General features: G+C 43.2%; 13 protein-coding genes and 3 pseudogenes. 9 read left to right on the top strand and 7 right to left on the bottom strand.

Translation table 11 applies throughout. The annotated features are described in order from the left end of the window. Window position 1: 1 nt before the first annotated feature. From rnr to ACWYVB_RS06940, 3 genes are all read right to left on the bottom strand, one after another. Window positions 2–2,248: a ribonuclease R gene (rnr, locus tag ACWYVB_RS06930; protein WP_457528466.1), complete on the bottom strand. Its 2,247-nt coding sequence runs from the start codon at window positions 2,246–2,248 to the stop codon at window positions 2–4. Between the two features lie 294 nt (window positions 2,249–2,542). Next, window positions 2,543–2,755, bottom strand: coding sequence for a cold-shock protein (locus tag ACWYVB_RS06935; protein ID WP_005375644.1), 213 nt, complete (start codon window positions 2,753–2,755; stop codon window positions 2,543–2,545). Window positions 2,756–3,062: 307 nt separating this feature from the next. Beyond that, on the bottom strand, window positions 3,063–3,311 hold the full coding sequence (locus ACWYVB_RS06940) for a hypothetical protein (protein ID WP_005391061.1): 249 nt from the start codon (window positions 3,309–3,311) through the stop codon (window positions 3,063–3,065). 287 nt (window positions 3,312–3,598) lie between these two features. Between ACWYVB_RS06940 and pcp the strand changes: the two genes are divergently transcribed. From pcp to ACWYVB_RS06960, 4 genes are all read left to right on the top strand, one after another. Next, window positions 3,599–4,237 carry a pyroglutamyl-peptidase I gene (pcp, locus tag ACWYVB_RS06945; protein ID WP_457528469.1) on the top strand — a complete coding sequence of 213 codons (639 nt, stop codon included), beginning with the start codon at window positions 3,599–3,601 and terminating at the stop codon, window positions 4,235–4,237. Between the two features lie 197 nt (window positions 4,238–4,434). Next, window positions 4,435–4,698 carry a hypothetical protein gene (locus tag ACWYVB_RS06950; protein ID WP_005391057.1) on the top strand — a complete coding sequence of 88 codons (264 nt, stop codon included), beginning with the start codon at window positions 4,435–4,437 and terminating at the stop codon, window positions 4,696–4,698. A 63-nt stretch (window positions 4,699–4,761) separates the two neighbouring features. Then, window positions 4,762–5,748, top strand: a complete 987-nt coding sequence (locus ACWYVB_RS06955; RefSeq protein WP_017635758.1) for a CobW family GTP-binding protein — start codon at window positions 4,762–4,764, stop codon at window positions 5,746–5,748. A gap of 171 nt (window positions 5,749–5,919) precedes the next feature. Beyond that, on the top strand, window positions 5,920–7,212 hold the full coding sequence (locus ACWYVB_RS06960) for a DEAD/DEAH box helicase (protein WP_005386186.1): 1,293 nt from the start codon (window positions 5,920–5,922) through the stop codon (window positions 7,210–7,212). Window positions 7,213–7,275: 63 nt separating this feature from the next. On the opposite strand, the gene ACWYVB_RS06965 is transcribed toward ACWYVB_RS06960, so the two are convergent. From ACWYVB_RS06965 to ACWYVB_RS06975, 3 genes are all read right to left on the bottom strand, one after another. Then, window positions 7,276–10,302 carry a DUF6701 domain-containing protein gene (locus ACWYVB_RS06965; RefSeq protein WP_457528472.1) on the bottom strand — a complete coding sequence of 1,009 codons (3,027 nt, stop codon included), beginning with the start codon at window positions 10,300–10,302 and terminating at the stop codon, window positions 7,276–7,278. 307 nt (window positions 10,303–10,609) lie between these two features. Next, window positions 10,610–11,449, bottom strand: coding sequence for an arginase family protein (locus ACWYVB_RS06970; protein WP_005391051.1), 840 nt, complete (start codon window positions 11,447–11,449; stop codon window positions 10,610–10,612). Between the two features lie 6 nt (window positions 11,450–11,455). Continuing rightward, window positions 11,456–12,190, bottom strand: a complete 735-nt coding sequence (locus ACWYVB_RS06975) for an IclR family transcriptional regulator (RefSeq protein ID WP_005391048.1) — start codon at window positions 12,188–12,190, stop codon at window positions 11,456–11,458. A gap of 348 nt (window positions 12,191–12,538) precedes the next feature. Here ACWYVB_RS06975 and ACWYVB_RS06980 point away from each other — a divergent pair, with 348 nt between their 5' ends. Then, window positions 12,539–14,011: an EAL domain-containing protein gene (locus ACWYVB_RS06980; RefSeq protein ID WP_301574611.1), complete on the top strand. Its 1,473-nt coding sequence runs from the start codon at window positions 12,539–12,541 to the stop codon at window positions 14,009–14,011. Here ACWYVB_RS06980 and modF read toward each other — a convergent pair. Next, a complete protein-coding gene (gene modF, locus ACWYVB_RS06985; protein ID WP_047009315.1) occupies window positions 13,999–15,453 on the bottom strand; it encodes a molybdate ABC transporter ATP-binding protein ModF in 1,455 nt (484 codons plus the stop codon). The genes ACWYVB_RS06980 and modF overlap by 13 nt on opposite strands. Window positions 15,454–15,737: 284 nt before the next feature. Between modF and ACWYVB_RS06990 the strand changes: the two genes are divergently transcribed. The 4 genes and pseudogenes from ACWYVB_RS06990 to ACWYVB_RS07005 all read left to right on the top strand — a co-directional run. After that, the gene (locus ACWYVB_RS06990; protein ID WP_457528475.1) at window positions 15,738–17,288 is read left to right on the top strand and encodes a methyl-accepting chemotaxis protein; all 1,551 of its coding nucleotides are present in this window, start codon (window positions 15,738–15,740) and stop codon (window positions 17,286–17,288) included. Window positions 17,289–17,965: 677 nt separating this feature from the next. Next, window positions 17,966–18,586, top strand: a pseudogene (locus ACWYVB_RS06995) (IS110 family RNA-guided transposase); the annotation flags it as partial. Window positions 18,587–18,613: 27 nt separating this feature from the next. Beyond that, window positions 18,614–19,508 (top strand): annotated as a pseudogene (locus ACWYVB_RS07000) (IS5 family transposase). A 56-nt stretch (window positions 19,509–19,564) separates the two neighbouring features. Further along, window positions 19,565–19,674: pseudogene (locus ACWYVB_RS07005) on the top strand (OsmC family protein); the annotation flags it as partial.

A 19,674-nucleotide genomic window follows, 5' to 3' on the forward strand; every position in this document is an offset into this window, starting at 1 on the left:
ACTAACCTACCGTGTGTTCTGCATCTTTTAAATTGAACATGATCTTTCTTTGTTTCGAATCAACGTCTTTAACCAACACGTGCACTTTAGTCCCTAAAGTAAACATGGTGCTCTGGCTAGAAATTTTTTGTTTGACTGCATCAAATTCGAACTCACCATTTTGGAAACTTGATAAAGGAATGAGACCTTCGATTCGGTTTTCCTCTAACTCAACAAATACTCCGAAGTGTGTGACCCCAGACACTGTCCCCGTGAAGTGTTGCCCGATAAATGGCTTCATGTAATGACATTTCAGTGCTGATTCAACCTCTCGACTCACTTCATCTGCCTGACGAGATTGATGCGAACAGTGCACGCTCAGTTGCTCGATCACTTTTGTATCGTAAGGGTAGTTGTTCGCAGCACCTGTCAATTGACGAATAGGCTTTAGTTTCATGAGCAGACTGCGTAGCTTGCCTGTTTTTTGCTCTCGAAGTTTAGCGCGAATGGCGCGGTGAACGAGTAAGTCTGGGTAACGACGAATTGGCGAAGTAAAGTGTGCGTATGCGTCATAGGCTAAACCGAAGTGACCCATATTCTTCGGCGAATACTCGGCTTGACTCTGAGAACGTAGCAGTAGGGTACGAATCACATCACACTCATCCAAATCTCGCACTTGTTCCAGTAATGCGTTGTAGTCATGAGAAGTTGGTTTATCACCACCCGCAAGCGTTAGCCCTTTCTCTGCAAGCATCATTCTTAATGAAGACAGTTTTTTCATCTGAGGACCAGAGTGCACGCGGTATAAGCTCGGTATTTTTTGTTGCTGCAAAAATTGAGCGGTGGCAACGTTGGCACACAGCATGAATTCTTCGATCATTCGATGGGCGTCATTTCGAACTACAGGAACGATGGACGCGATTTTCTTTTTATTGTTTAACGTGAATGAAAGCTCTTGCGTGTCAAAATCAATGGCACCACGGACTTGACGTTGACCAGATAGGTTCAAATACAAGCGATGGAGATTCACCAGATGCTGTTTGATGTTTTGTTTTGGGTTCTTACCTTGGTATGTTTTTGCTTCCGTTGATTGGGAAACAATGCGGTAAGCTTCGTTATAAGTTAAACGAGCATGCGAGTGAATGATCCCTTCAGAAAACTCTGAATCTAGCATGTTACCTTCGTCGTCAAAGGTCATCTCACATACCATAACCAATCGGTCTTCATTCGGGTTAAGCGAGCACAAACCGTTAGATAATGTTTCTGGTAACATTGGTACAACGTATCCGGGGAAGTAAACGGACGTTGCACGAGATTGCGCCTCAAGATCTAAATGGTCGTTTGGCTGAACGTAGTGAGATACGTCTGCAATCGCAACGAATAACTTCCAATGCCCATTGTCCATTTGGTATGCATAAACGGCATCATCAAAGTCTTTCGCGTCGTCCCCGTCGATAGTGACGAACGGTAAATCTCGATAATCCACTCGTGACGTTTTGTCTTTTTCTTCTACGTGATTGCCAAATGCGGAAGCAGCGTGAAGAACTTCATCATCCCAATGGTCATTGATGCCATGTCGACGTAACGCCAATTTAACTTCAATTCCTGCTTCTCCCGGACGCCCTAATACTTCAGCCACTTCAACTGTTGTTGATTGTCTGTGATCTGGATAGGCCGTGACTTTACAATGAACGAGTTTACCGGCACTTTTGGCGATAAGATCATTTGGTGTGACATGAATGGTTTGAGTCAGTTTCGCGCTTTCTGGCACTAGATAGAAGTTCGAACCTTTTCTCTTTAACAAGCCTACGATGTGGGTTGTTTTTCGTTCCACTATTTTGATGAAACGATGATTTGAGCGTCCTTGATGCTGAGCATTGCCTTTCAGAACCAGTACGATATCGCCATCAAACACATGAGTAAGTTGGTGTTTAGGTAAGAAAAGGTCTTTTTCATTACTGTCGTAAGTGACAAAACCAAAGCCGTCTGCGTGAATGCTGACCTTTCCAGAAACCAAAGCGGTTTGATCGACTTTTTTATAACCACGGCGATGCGTGAAAATCAACTGGCCATCGCGCTCCATAGCGCGTAAACGTTTTTTTAAAGCGTCTTTTTGTGGTTTCTCATCTAAGCCAGTAGAGCGAGAAATTTGCTCGTGACTTAAGTGATTTTTAACTTTATCGAATAGGCTAAGGATAGCGTCTCGGCTAGGGATAATGTGCTCGTAATTATTAGAATTTATTGATTGTGCGGATATATTTAATTTCATTTTTTTCTCTTATATTCGCCAATCGCTTTTATTTTATAAACTTTATTTATATGAGCAAAGCATGAGGCGAAGTGATTCAGATATGAATCAGATTAATTTAATTCCAAACTGGAATTGCAAGGTAGGTAGTGTGATTACCTAAAGATGTATACCAAAGTGACTTTATTGAAAGTGATTAATGACGGCGTGGGAGAGGTAAGTGATTTGGGTATATAAACTTAGATAGAGAATATTAAGGGCGGCAATAAGTGGAAGGGGATGGTGGCACCAACAACGTTGATGCCACACAAAGAATTACAGTGCAGTTACTTCAGCAGCTTGTAAACCTTTGTTACCTTGTTCAACAACGAACGATACTTTTTGGCCTTCAGTAAGAGTTTTGAAGCCTTCAGAAACAATAGAACGGAAGTGAACGAATACGTCATCACCGCCATTGTCTTGAGAAATAAAACCAAAACCTTTAGTTTCGTTGAACCATTTTACTGAACCAGTTAATTTATTAGACATAGATACCTCTATATTTGATTGTTTTAAATATTGAATTTTTAGCTAATATCAAGTGCTACTATATGATTTTAGAGATAACTATTTTGTCGCAGGAACGTAAACGAGGAATTCGATGTGGAACTGAGAGAAACTTTGATCTTTAATTACATTAATAGCTCTTTCCGTAAGAGCTGATGTGCAGTATACCGACAAAATTAATAAAGGCTAGCCTTTTCTTTTTTTATTTTTTAAGTACACCAAGCGCATTGCTTTCAAAGCATACGCTTGGTGTATAAGACGGTATGGTGTTATAGATGGTGCTGAGCGCTTAGTGTTTTCTGGTTGAGCCGTTACGAACGATGTCTTTGCCATTGTCATATACGTGCTGCGAAACCCAGCGGCCAAGGAGCAATTGGTGCTTTTCTCCTAATACGGCAACAAATGGACGGCCATCGGTATTAGAGGTGGCTAGCGCAACGCCAGTGACACCTTCAAGACCCAGAGCGCCGCTTTCTACTAAATGCAGAAATGCCTCTAACTCTTCAATCGTTTCGATTACATGGTTATCAATATTCATTGTATTCAATCTCTTCGAATTGCATTGCGGTCGCGTACTCTACCTAAGTTAAGCGTGGAAACCAAGTTTCTGCGTGAGCCATGTAATGAGAGAGCCTCGCCCTGCCACTAATCATCGATAGTTAGTCTCGATAGTCCGGAACTTGTCTAGATTCAATAAAGTGAAAACCCTCGCTTGTTAGACATGAGTCACATAATGTTGTCTGGCTTATGTCAACAATACTTTTGCTATTGGATGGGGTGAAGGGGAGTGCAATAATTTGTGAAACTCTTTTCCTAAAGGCTGTTATGAAGAAAGTCCTGATTACCGGTTTTGAACCTTTTGGTGGTGACGCCATTAACCCCGCCTTAGAAGCGGTCAAGCGATTAGAGGCTGCGGCAATAGAAGATGCCATGATCGTTACTTGCCCAGTTCCTGTGATTCGGTATGAGTCACTGAATACCGTTATTGATGCAATAGAAGCGCACCAGCCAGATTGTGTGATTACCGTTGGGCAAGCGGCTGGACGTGGCGCGATCACCCCAGAGCGTGTCGCAATTAATGTGGATGATTTTCGTATTCCAGATAACGCTGGTCATCAGCCGATTGATGAACCCGTAGTGGCGGACGGCCCAGATGCTTACTTCTCGACACTGCCGATAAAGCGTATTGTTCAAACGCTGCAAAAGCAGGGGATACCTAGCCAGATTTCTAACAGTGCCGGAACATTTGTATGTAACCACCTTTTTTATGGCATCCAACATTATCTAAAAGACAAACCTGTTCGTCATGGGTTTGTTCATATCCCATTATTGCCAGAACAAGCAGCAGGTGGCAGTCAGCCTTCTATGTCTCTGGAGATGATAGTCGAAGGGCTAAGGCTGGTGGCTCAAGTTTGTATTGCCAATGAAAACGACATATTGGTCAGCGGCGGGTCGATTTGCTAGTAAGTGCTTTACAGTCCACTAAGTGTCTGAAAGCTAGTAATAAGTTCATCGTTTGATGTTGTAATAAATGTTAGCTTTGTCAAATTTCACAAGTAGCGAAAGGAGTAGCATTGAATAGTCAGGTTGGATGTTGTTCAAACTGGCGTTCCCCTAATACAGGAGGTGTTAGGGGCTACCCTTACGAAAGGCGAGTTATCATGAAAAGCAACAAAAGTAAGTCAATCGCACTTATCTCTGTCGTTGTTTTCGCATTGGCTATCGCTGCGCTTAAATTCGAAAACACACTCGGAGTTCTTCCCATCGTAGTCGCTATTATCGCGTTTTTTACCTGCGTCATTTACACCAGTATGTATCTTTCTGATATGAAGCGTTCAGAGTTGATAAGTCACTCTGATCACTCTCAAAAAATGTGTACCCACGCATCACGCAATGAGCTTGATGAGCGCGATAAAAAGCGTTGAAGCGAGTCACATTCTCCGTATACTTTGCTGGAGCATTAATGCACTAACGTGTCGGAGATAAGCATGTCAAATCGAGTACCAACCAACATACTGACCGGATTTTTGGGTGTCGGTAAAACGACCACGATTTTAAATCTACTGAAGAACAAACCGGAAAACGAAAACTGGGCGGTTTTGGTCAATGAATTTGGTGAGATTGGCATCGACGGTGCATTGATGACCGACCAAGGTGCGCTGATTAAAGAAGTGCCGGGTGGCTGTATGTGTTGCACGGCGGGCGTGCCGATGTCGGTCGGTATTACCGCGTTACTGCGCCAAAAACCGGACCGTTTATTGATTGAGCCGACAGGCCTTGGTCATCCAAAACAGGTTATCGCGACGCTTACCTCTGAACAGTATGAACCTTACGTTGATCTAAAAGCGACGATCGCTCTGGTTGATCCGCGTAACTTAAGTGATGAAAAGTACCTTTCTAACCAAAATTTCGTGGACCAGTTAGACAGCGCAGATGTGGTTATAGGCAGTAAGGTTGACCTTTGTACCAGTCACGACATCGATGTGTTTAATGACTGGGTGACGGACCAATCTCCCTCAAAAGTATTCAGTAAGCTTATTCATGACGGTGAGTTACCGATAGAAGTCTTGGATATCGAACGGGTTTACGGCAGCGCTTCTTCCCATATCGAGTCACATCATCATGACCATGCTCACCAAGAGCCTCAATTCCAGTTGCCGCCAGGTGAAGCCTTTGTGCGCAAAGAGAACAAAGGGCAAGGGTATTTTAGCTGCGGGTGGTTGTTTGGGGCAGAGTACACGTTTGATTTTGATAAACTTTTCTCAATGCTTTCGGACTTAACGGCGGAACGCGTTAAAGCGGTGGTCAACACGGATCAGGGGTGCTACGCGTTTAATGTTGCCAACCGAGTCGTGTCGGTGAATGAAATCAGCTTAGAAGGGTTTGAATCACGATTAGAAGTGATAGATTCTCAGCTGTTGCCATGGGATGAACTTGAGCAAATTCTCCTTCAGTTGTCTGGCATCAAGCGTTAAATCGAACAAATGTTAAACGGAAACGGTGAACCAGCAATTTGTCTGCGTTCGCCGTTTTTTGCTTTTGTAGCGTTTCAATGAGAAAAGTGAGATAAATCACTCAAATTCGGGTATAGTGCACGGCTAAATTTTTAAAGCTATTTTTAGTGGTTGGTTTAAGGAATACGCTCAATGTCATTTTCATCTCAAGGTTTTGCGCCAGAAGTGGTTAAAGCACTGGCAGAATGCGGTTATGAAAAGTTAACGCCAATTCAACAGAAGGCGATTCCAATGGCTCGCAAAGGCCATGATATTTTCGCTACAGCACAAACAGGTACTGGTAAAACGGCTGCGTTTTCTCTGCCTATGATTCAGCAGTTGTTAGACAGTAACCGTAGCGCTTCTCGTAAGACTGCTCGTGCACTTATCTTGGCTCCAACTCGCGAGCTTGCTGAACAAATTGCTGACAACATCAAAGCTTATACGAAGTACACCAATCTGTCGGTGGCGGCGATTTTCGGTGGCCGTAAAATGTCTTCTCAGGTTGCGGCACTGGAAAATGGTGTTGATATCCTTGTGGCTACACCTGGTCGATTGGAAGAACACATCGAACAAGGTAATGTCTCGGTGGCACACTTAGAGTTTTTGGTGTTTGATGAAGCAGACCGTATCTTGGATATGGGCTTTATTCATGCAGTTCGTAAGATCATGCTGGATGTGGATACAGACCCGCAAATCATGATGTTTTCGGCAACGACTTCAAGCCAGCTAAATCTGTTAGCGAAAGACATTCTGCGTAAACCAAAACGTATCGAAGTAGAGCGTGCAAATACTACGGCACAAACAGTTGCTCACGTGCTATATCCAGTTGATCAAGAGCGAAAAACAGAACTGCTTTCAGAGCTAATTGGTCGCAAAAACTGGAAACAAGTGTTGGTATTTGTGAACTATAAAGAGACCGCAAACGAAGTGGTAAAAGAGCTGAAACTTGATGGTATCAAAGCGGTGGTTTGTCATGGTGACCGTGCTCAAAGTGCTCGTCGTCGTGCGCTAGAAGAGTTTAAGTCCGGTAAAGCACGTGTCATGGTGGCTACCGATGTCGCTGCTCGAGGTCTAGATATTGAAGACTTACCTCACGTTGTGAACTATGACATGCCTTTCCTAGCGGAAGATTACGTTCACCGAATTGGTCGTACGGGTCGTGCAGGTAAACAAGGTCATGCTGTTTCATTTGTAAACCGAGATGAAGAGCTCACGGTGGTTCAGGTTGAAAATCTAATCCAGCAACGCATTCGCCGTATTGAGCTTGCAGGCTATGAACCAAAACAGCGTGAATCTTACATTGAAAAGCTGCACTCAAAACCAGCATTCAAGAATCGTCAAGGTCGTCGTAATAATCCGAACCAGTCGGCAACAGACCAAGGGTCGGCAGAGCGTCGTCTTGCTATGGTGAAGCGCCTGAAAGCGCGTCGTGGCGCAAAGTAAATTACACAGTTTGTGTGAAAAGAGCCCCTCAATTGAGGGGCTCTTTTTGTTTGCCGTTTCGTGTTAATTTAGGCCAAGCATATTGGGTTCACCACGATAAATAATGCGATCGTTTCCTCGGTGAATACCAAACGTAACAATGACTGGTGGGTTTTCCTCTTCACTTGTAGAGCTATCCCAGTCGTATTTCAGCCAAGGGATGCGATTGCCTGAGCTGTCTAAATCTAGGTGGAATTGTATTTGCTCGCGCGCTGAGTCAATTTGGCTTGCAACGATATCGGTCATTCTGCCAATACTCATCGTTCCAATGCCAGAAAGCAGGGCGTTGTTTGCTGGCGCATGCGACCAAATTGGCGTGCTGAAGTAATATTCACCATTCGCCGTTGTTGAGCTGTCATCGAAGTTAGTCGTAAATCGGCCGTTTTGCCAAATTTCCACATCAAGTGGCACTTTGATCACCATGCCTTGGTTGCCTCCTACATCTTGAAAGTTCAAACGACCGAATCGAATGTCCGGTTGTTGAGTGAGCACTTCGCTGTTATCAAAGAAATTTACCTCATCAACGGCTTTAGTCGTGACTATACCTATTTTGCTGCTGTCACTGTTAGTCCCATTATTAAATGGACCATCAGGGTATTGTTTATCGGTTGTGTTCTTTTTCCAACATGGGCTATTGTTACAAGTCGCGTTGGTTGAGGGCTTCTCGATAACAAACGTTCCAACACTCGCGCTACCCAGTAGTTTCCAGTCTACCTTCTTAGGCTTAGGCGGCAAAAAACGTTCGGAGTATGAGCTTAGCTCGCCTAAATCGAAATGTTGTTGAAGGTTAGATGAAAAGTGGACGTAGTTCTTCACGTTTTCTTTATTCGCATTGAGTGCGACAACATCGTAAGTGACTTTTTCAAAAGGTTGATTCATGTAAGCAAAAGTTTGGCCATGTGGGTAGTGCCATTCTTGGTCTTGCACTTGAAAATATTTTGGGTAAAAACGACCGATGTAACGATAGCCTTCGTTAACAGTCATACCTAGATATTTACTTTCTAGGTTTGTTTTTACTCTCAAGCTCCCGACTTCTTCCCAATATAATCCATTAAAGACGAATTGATCATTCTTGGCTGAATTATGCGCCTGAGCCAGTGAGTAACTACTTTTTAGCAATTTCGAGGTTTGGTTCGCTGTCTCTGATGGCGTATGTTGCTCACTCAACAAGACAACGGATGCTGCTGGAGCGTCATCAAGCATAAAATTACGGGTGATAGAGGCATCACAATAACGTGCTGATTCAACAGAACCACTTACAGAGCCGTCAGTTTGCCAAATGATCGGCTTCACTGTTAGAGAGAAAAGTTCTCCGGCGGCAATAAACCCATCTCCTTGTTCAGAGGTGCCAGAAGGCAAAGCACGTTGGTTGTCACAGATAGCCAGTGTCCATGGTCGCGAGTACACATTAAATGTTCCTTTCACTTCCACTTTGCCTTCTTCAGGGCACTCTTCAAATCCCTCACATTCAAAATGATCGGACAGTGTCACTTCAAATATGCCGGACTCGTTCGTGACAAGACCATGTTCAGACAAGCCGTCTTTAAATTCCGCTGAATAGCTAAAGTTTCCTTCACTTCCTCCTAATGGTTGAACCAATGGATGAAAAACCTTAGGAGTACCATTGTAGTTACTTGCCACTACAGGTTCGCCGGTGGAGGCACAAGCCAGCAATCGCGTATGCACGTTTTCTGGTTTACCTGCAATAACGCGTATTTCATTTAAAGTTGCGCTTTTCGTCTTTGAGTAGGCCTCAAACATAAATGGCGTAAACATAAAGCTAACCGTTTGATGCTTGCTGGTGTCTTCTGCCATAGTGAAAGTCAGCGTGTAGTTAGTATCTAACGCGATGGCATCAATATCGTTCGGGACCACTCGAACAACGAGCTCACCATTGTCGTCAGACATAAATTGGTTTGCTTTTAATGTCTGCTGACCTTTGATCACCTCTAAAGTGAACAAGTCAGGGTGTGATAGGGCTGCACTGACTTCTGCGCTTACAACTTCTCCATTATTGGTTGTTGTTGCTGTAAATTGCGGAAGATCGTCGCCGCACATCAGTGCCATGTCGTCCGATGGTGTGACGCTTAGGTCGAAGTCGTTCTCCGATGGAGGTTGCATGCTGCAATTCGGAACATCTTGAGGGGTGATCGGACAGAGCTGAGAAGAGTAGTGACAATCAGTGTCGCCCAATCCACAGTATTGCGTGTATCTGTTGTCTTGTGCTTTCGTTTGTGCACTTCCTGGCGTTTGTTGGATTTCACCACAAACTTGACTTGGCTGATTTGGAGCGTTGTTGAAGTTCAATGTTTGGAAGTATTTAATTGCTGTAGTAGAGCCATAGAACGAACCGTTCAATGCGGCAGATGCTCCTTTAGTCTCAGTAGTGCCGTAGATCTCCATGTCATCAATAAGCAGAGAACTGTGCGCCACAATGTCACCGACGACAAAATGATCTTGTAAAGGATGGTTTGTTTTTAGGTGTAGTGTGTCGCCTTGTGATTCGACCTTACCGCAGATGTTTGCATTGAATATATCGGTCGTGCTGTGTGTCGAAATATCACCAATTATGGTGTTGTACGCTCCATCAATGTGAAGTGTCGAACCTGTTAGCTTAATATTCCCGTCTATGAGAATGTTATGCAGCTTTGTTGGATAAGCCGATAGAAGATCACCATAGATAACCGTGTGCTTGTTTTGGTAATCGTCAATGCTTGAAGCTTTCTCATTGTTAACCGTTAATCCGGTAGCGAGTGCGTGTAGAGAGATACGCTTATTGGGGTCACCAATCGTATTGTTCCCCTCTAACACAATGCCATAATCTGCTTTTAACGTTATCTCTTTTTCCGGTAATGAGGAGATAATTTTGTCACCTGCAGGTAGGACTATTTCCCCTGTACAGCGATAAGTCGTGCCATCGCTTTCGATACTAAAACTCTTGTGTGAGCAAAGTTGACCTAGCTCAGATAGATCTTTGACGTCATAAGTGGTGGCGTGTGAGGCTAGCGGTAAAACAAGAACCGCAGCGAAAATACTGCAAAGACGCATCATCAAATGTCCTAAAAAAGTGGAACAAGATGGCATCAAGCGAGCGTGATCAAATGCTCACAGAAGTTGAAATGTCGGCGGTGTTTTTGGTTTTTAATCCGCTTACTTATTGAACTTTGGCTATTTTTATTTCGTATGTCATACCAAAGCATAGTGGTGTTATTAGAACGTAAGTATGTGATTAGTTCAATAGCTAAGTGTGACATAAGTCGCTTTATTCATGTAACTATTTGTTGGTAAAAGATAATAATTAACCATGTTGGTTCAGAATCAGTAGCTTGAGCGTCCTGATTCTGAACCGAACTTAATCCTAGGCTGCGTGAACAATGAGTGGGGCCATTTGGTATAACTCTTCTAGTATGGCTTTCGTTTGTCTCGAATAGACCAGACGATCGCGATCGCCTACGAGTTGAATGGCTCTGACTTTACCTGCAACCAGACATTGCCTAATGGTGCGTAGAACCATTTGGATATCAATTTCTGAGGTACCATCAAGGCTGTTTTTGGTTTTTAGGGAGCCAAGGTCGATACTGAGGATTATTTGGTCGCAATGGTCGAGGTAATTGCCGATCAACTGCTTTACATTATTGCGATGACGAAAAGAAAACTCTTTATCGGTTACCCAGTCACAACCTTGATCCTCCGCGTATTCCCACGTTTCTTGCTTTGTATCTTGTTCGCTAACACCAGCAAAAAATAATCGCACGTTTTGATAGCGAGAAAGCGCAAAATGGAATGCCGAGCCTAAACGTGGTTCAAGTGTTGGCTTCAAGTTCATGTCATGTCCAATATTTACCACACCCACTTCGTCTCGATAGGACACGACCACAGGTAACATGGACAAGATTGCCTCGGTACAGTTAGTTACTAAAACAGGAATTGAGTGGCGAGAAAGCGAAAGGCTTAATGCTTCCTGAAACTCGCCATTTTCCAGCTTGTCGTGGTTGAAGTGACCAAAGTTTTCAGCGGTTTCATGATCATGCTGTTGGTATAGCCAATCGCTAGCATTTTCCAAACTTTGATCAGCTAATTCAAACGCGCCTTTAGACATGGGTGGCAAATACTCACACACTGTCATAAAAGAAAAAGGGTAATGCTGCGGCTGTTTCACGGTGTGGTGGAGTTTATAGCGTTTGAAAAAGCTTAACATGATGAATTACCTTTCTGGTGGTAGTGCCCTTGCCGCTTGCAACACATGCAAAATAATGCGCTGCTTATCCTTTTCGACTCGGTGGGCCGGAGCCATCACCGAGACCGCGCCGATCAGTTTGCTTCCTTTCATCACTGGTGCACTGATGCCAGAAACACCCGGGTCAATTTCAGAAGTACTGACGGCATATCCGTGTTTACGGATGGTTGTGAGCTCTTGTTCCCATTCGTCTCGTCGGTGATCTTGATTAAAGTATCTCAAGATTTTCTCGCATCGACTTTGAGGCATAAAAGCGAGCATCACTTTAGATGAGGCACCACGTAGCAGAGGTTGACTTTGACCCTGGACGAAGCTGCAACGTAGCGCCTGCATACTTTCTTTTTGTCTGACACAAAGCGCGCGATACCCTGCAGGTACCATATAAGCGGCCATTTCCCCTGTTTGTTGTACCAACCGAGCCAGTATGGTTTCGACCATATCTAACCCATGCTGTGCGGTCTCATAGCTATGCATGAGCAGCAATGCTGCCGGGCCAACGACAAATGTCTTGTCGTGTACGCTTTCTTCAATCAAGTTCCACTCTTTGAGTAGCTTCAAGTGTCTGTAGAGACTGCTCAAAGGAACGTTCAATTGCTCGCTTAGCGTTTTCGCAGAGACTGGGAATGGACTAACTGCAACTTGCATTAACAACTGCAGTGCTTTTTCGTTTACCTGGTTCGCATTAGCTTTGTTTGTCGTCATGAGAGTGTTGTAACGTGTTATATGAATTACGACAAATATAATTCTTAATCACTGAGAAAAGAAAAATAATTTTAATGGGTAATTCTCGTATAGTGAGAATTTGACGACTGAGGGTTTATCTCGGTACCGATAGGCTCAAAAATGATGTCGTATTGACGTCTCAGGTTTGAGTCGTTTGATGCTAAATTGGAACAGGAGGGATTAAGGCATTGTTTAGTTTGCGGTATTACCAAGTGTTTCGCATACTGAGTTAATCTAAATAAATAATATTATAAACGAGAGTTGCTAGTGGGTATCAGATTCCAGATACCATCTCAGTAAATCGGTTTTATAAAAGGTTACTTTTATATGCTGAATAAGGCGCTTTTTAAAAAAGCCATCATTTTTTTGTTGCCCATTCCTTTGATTGTTGGCGAAGTCTTGTATTTAGCTCGTGAAAGCGTGCAAAACAACCTCAACCATCTATTAGAAAAAAACGTTCAAATCGCAGACGAAATTTTATTCCAAATAGAGACCGAAAACCGCACGGCTTTGTTGCATCCTAGACGCTGTGAAGAGCTTCAGCAAAACTTGATGTTTGAACGAGATATCGAAGAAATGCTGATTGTAAAAGATGGGATCATTACGTGCTCTTCTAAACTGGGCGTAATTTCTAAGCCGTTAGCCGAGCACATTACATTTCCTGAGGGACAAGCGTTAGCACTGGGAAACGTGGATAGCGTATATGACCAATTTTTGCTCGTCGTGACCAAAGGAGAGCACGGTTATCAAGCGGTGACGATTATTGATCATGACTACTTTAATGCGAAGATAGGATTTAATAACGATTTACGTTTAAAACGCTCTGCCTTATTTATTCATGACCAAGTTGCACCTGAAGAAGCGTTGAGAACGGGAAGTAATCCTATTGGCATCAAATCGTCGCAAATGTTTGAGTATGAAGCTTTGAGTGAAGCTAGCGATCTATTCGTCAAACAGAGAACACTTTCCTATTTTTTGTATTCAATTCCAATCATTTTTGTTATCTATCTTTGCTTATATGCGTTAAATAAATTTATCGATCCTCATCGAAGCTTGGTCCTGGATTTAAAGAAAGCCATAAAGAAAGGCGAGTTGACTCTGTATTACCAGCCCCAGATTAACGTCGATACTGGTCAACTATTTGGTTTTGAAGCCCTAGTGCGATGGGAACATCAGAATAAAGGGTTCATTTCTCCTGATGAGTTTGTACCAGCGGCGGAGCAAAGTGGATTGGTCTTTTTGCTCACGGATTACGTTCTCGATAAAGCGGCAGAAGACTTTAGTAAATTAGACTTTAATCAGTCTGTTCACCTTGGTATTAATGTGCCGCCCGGTTACTTAGTTGGGCCAAACGCGATTAGAAAGATTCAACTCATTGATAGGAAGTTAAGTCGAAATAACGTCTCATTAGGCATAGAGATAACAGAACGTCAACTCATTGATGCTGAAGCCAGAAAGTGTATCGCAGCGCTGCGAGTACATGGCATTGATGTGTTAATCGACGATTTTGGTACCGGTCAAACCTCGCTGGCGTTTCTGCAGCACATGCGTATTGATTACCTAAAAATCGATAAATGTTTTGTCGAAACTATTGGTATACCTAGCCTTAGTGCTTCTGTTTTAAAAGCTATTGTTCACTTTGCGGAAGAGCTAAAAGTACAACTCATCGCTGAAGGTGTAGAAACAACGGCGCAAGCCGACCATTTGAAAAAGATGGGAGTGCGATATCATCAAGGATATTTTTACTCCAAGCCTTTACCTTATGATCAACTTGCTCAGCGAAGTCATTATGATTGGTAAACGTTAGCCCGATAACATTGGTCATTGTCATCAAAAACAAACTCTAACTCATTCTTGATGCTATCCAAGCGGTCTTCTTGGTAATGAGATACATACAATAGCTGGCTTAAATTCTCTCGGGCGATGAGCTCAAGTGTATTCTTAACTAAACGCCTGCCAAGAAAATCCAACCCTTGATATGGCTCGTCCAAAATCAGTAATGTTGGTTGTTTAACGATGGCTCTTGCAATCAACAACAGGCGCTGTTGACCATACTCTAATTGCTTGAATGAGGTTTTTCGGTATTGGCTCATATGTAGGATGTCGAGCCATTCGTTTGCGATGTCCACTTCTTTACGAGTGGGTTGGTTATACAACCCTATGGAGTCGTAAAAACCGGACAAAATCACGTCTAGCGCACTGCAGTTAACGCGGTATTGAAGGTGTAACGCTGAAGATACCATACCTATGTGCTGCTTAATTTCCCAGATTGTCTCGCCAGACCCTCGCTTTTTACCAAAGATATCAATGTCATTGCTGTAGCACTGAGGATGATCACCAAAGATTAACCCAAGCAAGGTGCTCTTCCCACAGCCATTTGGGCCTTTGATCTGCCAATGCTGACCTTTGTCTATTCGCCAGTTTAAGTCAGTAAAGATCTTCTTATCAGTGTATTCAACAGACCCATTTGTTAGTTTAAATATTGGGTTGTCGAAGTGTGTCGAGTGCTGATGCTGACGTATCAAGTTCATCATTTCTTCACTCTGTTGCTCGGACTGAGATTTAATTTGTTCAATGATTGGATGATTATCCCAACTGGATTTATCCATCGTACTGTCCAGCTTTCCTGCACTGAAAAGCGCAACGCGATCAATCCACTCAGGCATATCAGACTCGCGAGAAAACGTGACCAGTAGCTGTACGGTTTGAGAAAGCGAGTGTAAATAGTGAGCGAGAGCTGCTCGATGGGCGATATCTAAACCAGTAAATGGGTTATCTAGCAGTAACAAATCAGGCTGTGTTGCTAAAGCGCGAGCTAGCATCACTCGTCTTGTTTCCCCTGTAGAGAGAACACGAAAGCCACTGTGTTTAAGGTGAGTTAGGTCGAGATCGGTAATCAGCTGATCTATTAAATTAGCGTCTTGGCTGCGCTCCTGAATGAGTGAGTAAACGGTACTGCCTTGATCGATACGATCAAGAAAGTCTGTATCGTCCTTTTCTAATTCTCTTTCCAGTAATCGCTGTTGCTCTGATAACGACACTTGAGCAACGGACAGCCCATCAAGCTCAAGTTTCCCGCTTATTGGTGAAAGTTCACCACAAATAAGGTCTCCAAGTAGAGAACCAATATCCCCATCCGCGCTGAATATTCCCCAAGATTGCTGAGTATCTATTTTCCAATCGTCAATAAATAGGTGAGCCGTGTTCCCTTGAGCGGCAAGTTGACTAAAACGAATAGTCATATGTTTGTCTTCCTTGTTTTCGTTGTAATCGTTTATTTATAACAATTTACGAACTCAGTAAGGAAGCGCTTTTGTGTATTAATTTTAATCAATGCAGCATCTTGTGAGCACTCAAGGGTAGTGCTATTTGAGAGTGAAACCGCCACTATGTTTGCAGGTAATAAATTGACCTATCAGTAATTTCATTGAATTTTACAATGAGCTTATCATTATGCGCATAAATGTTATGCTGCTACACTCATACTTGCCGTTTATTTAATTAATCAATGTAAGGACACATGTTTATGAGTGAAACGGAATATGATTACCCTTCGAGTTACAGCCTAGTTTCTATCACCGATACGTCCAGCTATATCAAATATGCCAGTGAAAACTTTAATGAAGTCGCGGGGTTTGGTGATGGTGAATTTATCGGGAAGCCTCACAATGTTGTACGCCACCCAGACATGCCGAAACAGGCTTTTAAAGATTTATGGACGCACCTAAAAGCCGGAAAACACTGGATGGGAATGGTGAAAAACCGACGTAAAAACGGAGGGTATTATTGGGTTGATGCGTTTGCTTCTCCTATCAAATCCAATGGTGAAGTTGTTGAATACCAATCGGTTCGATTTAAACCTGAGCGTATACACGTTCAACGAGCGGAAAAAGCGTATTCAAAGCTTCGGAATAACGGTAAACCATTGCAAATGTATCTTCCTCGTACGCGTTTGTGGATGAGATCAGCCTTCTTTCTTTTCATTTCAAACCTTCTTGGCTTGCTAACTCTACAAATGAACCAATCACCAGCGGTGGCCTTTGGCATTGCTGCATTACTTTCCGTTTTCTCAATTTATGTATTAACAAGGCCAGTTGAGAAGCTTGCTAGACAGGCTAGGCAAGACTTCAACAATCCGCTAATGGAGTATATTTATTGCGGAAAAATTAACGATCTGGCTGAAATTGAGCTGGGTATGAAGATGCGTAAGCAATTTGCAGATGCGCTATTAGGGCGAGTCGGAGTGTCTGTAAAAGACTCTTGCGAAGAAACGCGTGCAAGTGCCAACAGTGCTGCGACTAATAGCCAGCAAGTGACGGAAAACTTGAGTGCACAGAAAGTAGAGATCGACTCGGTCGCTACAGCGGTCAACGAGATGCAAGCCTCATCATCTGAGATATCAAATAATGCTCAAGCGACGGCCGATGCTACGCTAGAAGCGCAGAACACGATGACAGATAGCCGTAGCGTTATCGATAATGTTAACCACTCGGTACTAGAGCTGGTGGATGAGCTCGGCGAAATCTCTAAAGTGGTCATGCGTTTGAACCAACAAACCGAGCAAATAGGAACCGTTGTTGAAGTGATCAATGATATTGCTGAACAAACCAACTTATTAGCGTTGAATGCAGCAATTGAAGCGGCGAGGGCAGGCGAACAAGGGAGAGGGTTTGCAGTCGTTGCGGATGAAGTGAGAACCCTTGCTAAAAGAACACAGGAATCGACAACAGAAATTAAAGCGGCCATTGAAGGGATTCAAAAGGGCAGTAAATCAGCGGTTTCTGCGCTAGAGAAAGGCAATGAAATGTCGACTGGAACGGTAACATTATTAGGCACGGCTTTAGAAAGCATCCAACAGCTACAATCTCTCGTTCAGGATGTAGTCGAGCGAAATCAACAAATTGCGGTAGCGATAGAAGAACAGGTTTACGTAACGGATGAGATTAACGAAAACATCCAGTCGCTTAACTTAAAGTACAGTGAATCGTATGATCTGATGACAGAAACGAATCAGATGAACTCTAAAGTGCAAAGTTGTACCAATGACCTATCTGAAATGATTAAGAAGTTTGCTTAAACACTAGAAAATAGAAATAAAGAGCCCGCTAATTTTTAGCGGGCTCTTTATTGGAATGTGGTGAAGTTCTGGGGCCGTATACGACTAGGGGGTCGAACCTCCGTCATTTTACAAGCACTAAAACGACGAAAGCTCGCAATAAATGCGAGCTTTCTAATAAGTGGCGGAGAGATAGGGATTTGAACCCTATCGCTTGCTAAAAATCTTTCGCAAACCCTTGTATATAAAAGAGTTTTCGACAACTAGTCATACAAATCAATTACAAGTGTCTAAGTCAGTTGACTTAAGAACAAGACTACAGATAACTTATAGAAAGTCAATGTGGTAATATTCTATTTTCTGAGTAAAACACATAAATGGACAAAAGCTCGTTAGAGTTTCTACTTAATTTAGTTAAACACGAATTACTTTAAGTATGTAAAACTCACTCGACTTATAACGTTTTTAGCTGGTACAAATTAGTACGGGAGAAATCAAGGGTAAAGCTCAGTTGACTGTCCTTATTATCAGCAAAAGGCGTTTCATCATTCGCTTTTAGATATGTAGAATAAATTCTGATCTCAGGTCTCAGGAATTGGCTTTCACCAACTGAAGGCTTTGATGTGATGGACGCACCTCCCTTCTAGCACCGTTGTACCAAACTAATGGTGCAACCAGTAAGAGCAGGAGTAATCATCATGTCTATTAAAGTTGTCGGTATCGATATAGCCAAAAACCTCTTTCAAGTATGCGTGTTGAGTTCTGATGGACAAATCTTGTCAAACCGAAAGGTAAAGCGTGACAAGCTTCTTGATACAGTCCGTCAATTACCAGAGAAAACGGCTATTGCGATGGAATCATGCGCAACTTCGCATCATTGGGGTAGAATATTTCAAGAGCTTGGACATAGCGTAGCTCTTATCCCAGCTCAGCACGTAAAGCCATTTGTTGGGCGACAAAAGAACGATGCGAATGATGCGAGAGCAATTTGCGAAGCATTTTCTAGGCCTGATATTCATTTTGTTCCTGTTAAGTCTGTTGAGCAACAAGACCTCAAAGCAATACGCAGTGTCCGTAAACGCTTGATGGAGAACAGAACTGCCTTGTCGAACCAGATCAGAGGGCTCGCCGCTGAATACGGAGTGGTTTTCCCTTTGTCTATTAAAGCTTTGCGAAGTCATTTACCGATAGCTCTTGAAGATGCAGAGAATGGTCTTTCCCCAGGAATGAGGAACTTACTGCAAACTTTATACTGTGACTTGGCTTTGTTGCGGAAATCGAATGAACTAAATCAGAATCTTACGATCAGATCAGATCAGGGACATTCATTCACTGACTTTGATTACATGCCGAAGCCTCGCTACAAAACCACTAACTGGTGCAAGTACAATAACTCCTTGATCAACAGAGGTTCACTCACGTTTTGGATTGACGAAGAGGCCATATCTGAGTGGAAACAATCTAAACAGGATAAACGTGGTAGACCAAGATTGTTTAGTGATCTCGCTATCACGACTGCTCTCATGGTAAAGCGCATTTTTTCCTTACCTTTAAGGGCGCTACAAGGCTTTATCGACTCTGTTTTTAGATTGGCGAACGTCCCATTGGTTTGTCCCCACTATACTTGCATCAGTCGCCGAGCTAAGGATGTAGAGATTAATTTCAAAGCCTCATCACGAGGCGCTATCCAACACCTGGCTATTGATGCCACTGGCCTCAAGGTTTATGGCGAAGGTGAATGGAAGGTCAAGAAGCATGGAACTGATGGGAAGCGAAGAGTCTGGCGTAAGCTGCATAATAGTCGCAGCAGAGCTGAGCTTATCTAACGTAACTGATGCCGAAGTGCTCCCCAACTTACTCAAGCAGACACGTCGTAAAATCATTGAGATATCAGGCGATGGCACTTATGACACAAGGAATTGCCATGATGCTATACGGTTCAAGCGAGCGGTTCCGCTTATCCCGCCACGAGAAGGGGCTACCTTCTGGGAACAAGGACACCCTCGCAATTTAGCAGTAGGTTGTCAGAAGCTCTACGGCTCCAACAAGAAATGGAAAAAGCGGTATGGCTATCATAAGCGCTCGCTATCAGAGACAGCAATGTATCGGGTGAAACAGTTGTTAGGTGGAAAATTAAGCCTGAGAAACTACAACGCTCAGGTTGGCGAGACTTACGCCATGATCAAAGCACTGAACAAACTTACAGGGCTTGGTATGCCTGAAACTCCGTATATTGTATAAAAGTTGCTCAACTTTAGGAGGTTTGGTTTCTCGTCTGAATTACGCATCAAAGCCCACTAAACCCTAAGATAACATTTGCTGGTGATAATCAACCGACACGATCTCAATTAGAAAAAATGCACCACATGGCTCATGAGAATTGTTTTATCGCCAATTCGGTTAAAAC

This window comes from Vibrio sp. JZG10 (assembly GCF_054064075.1).

Bases quoted from the DNA above. Each gene is read 5' to 3' on its own strand.
- ACWYVB_RS06965 (WP_457528472.1), bottom strand. From the start codon at position 10,302: ATGATGCGTCTTTGCAGTATTTTCGCTGCGGTTCTTGTTTTACCGCTA.
- rnr (WP_457528466.1), bottom strand. From the start codon at position 2,248: ATGAAATTAAATATATCCGCACAATCAATAAATTCTAATAATTACGAG.
- pcp (WP_457528469.1), top strand. From the start codon at position 3,599: ATGAAGAAAGTCCTGATTACCGGTTTTGAACCTTTTGGTGGTGACGCC.
- ACWYVB_RS06935 (WP_005375644.1), bottom strand. From the start codon at position 2,755: ATGTCTAATAAATTAACTGGTTCAGTAAAATGGTTCAACGAAACTAAA.
- ACWYVB_RS06975 (WP_005391048.1), bottom strand. From the start codon at position 12,190: ATGACGACAAACAAAGCTAATGCGAACCAGGTAAACGAAAAAGCACTG.
- ACWYVB_RS06980 (WP_301574611.1), top strand. From the start codon at position 12,539: ATGCTGAATAAGGCGCTTTTTAAAAAAGCCATCATTTTTTTGTTGCCC.
- ACWYVB_RS06990 (WP_457528475.1), top strand. From the start codon at position 15,738: ATGAGTGAAACGGAATATGATTACCCTTCGAGTTACAGCCTAGTTTCT.
- ACWYVB_RS06970 (WP_005391051.1), bottom strand. From the start codon at position 11,449: ATGTTAAGCTTTTTCAAACGCTATAAACTCCACCACACCGTGAAACAG.
- modF (WP_047009315.1), bottom strand. From the start codon at position 15,453: ATGACTATTCGTTTTAGTCAACTTGCCGCTCAAGGGAACACGGCTCAC.
- ACWYVB_RS06955 (WP_017635758.1), top strand. From the start codon at position 4,762: ATGTCAAATCGAGTACCAACCAACATACTGACCGGATTTTTGGGTGTC.
- ACWYVB_RS06960 (WP_005386186.1), top strand. From the start codon at position 5,920: ATGTCATTTTCATCTCAAGGTTTTGCGCCAGAAGTGGTTAAAGCACTG.
- ACWYVB_RS06950 (WP_005391057.1), top strand. From the start codon at position 4,435: ATGAAAAGCAACAAAAGTAAGTCAATCGCACTTATCTCTGTCGTTGTT.
- ACWYVB_RS06940 (WP_005391061.1), bottom strand. From the start codon at position 3,311: ATGAATATTGATAACCATGTAATCGAAACGATTGAAGAGTTAGAGGCA.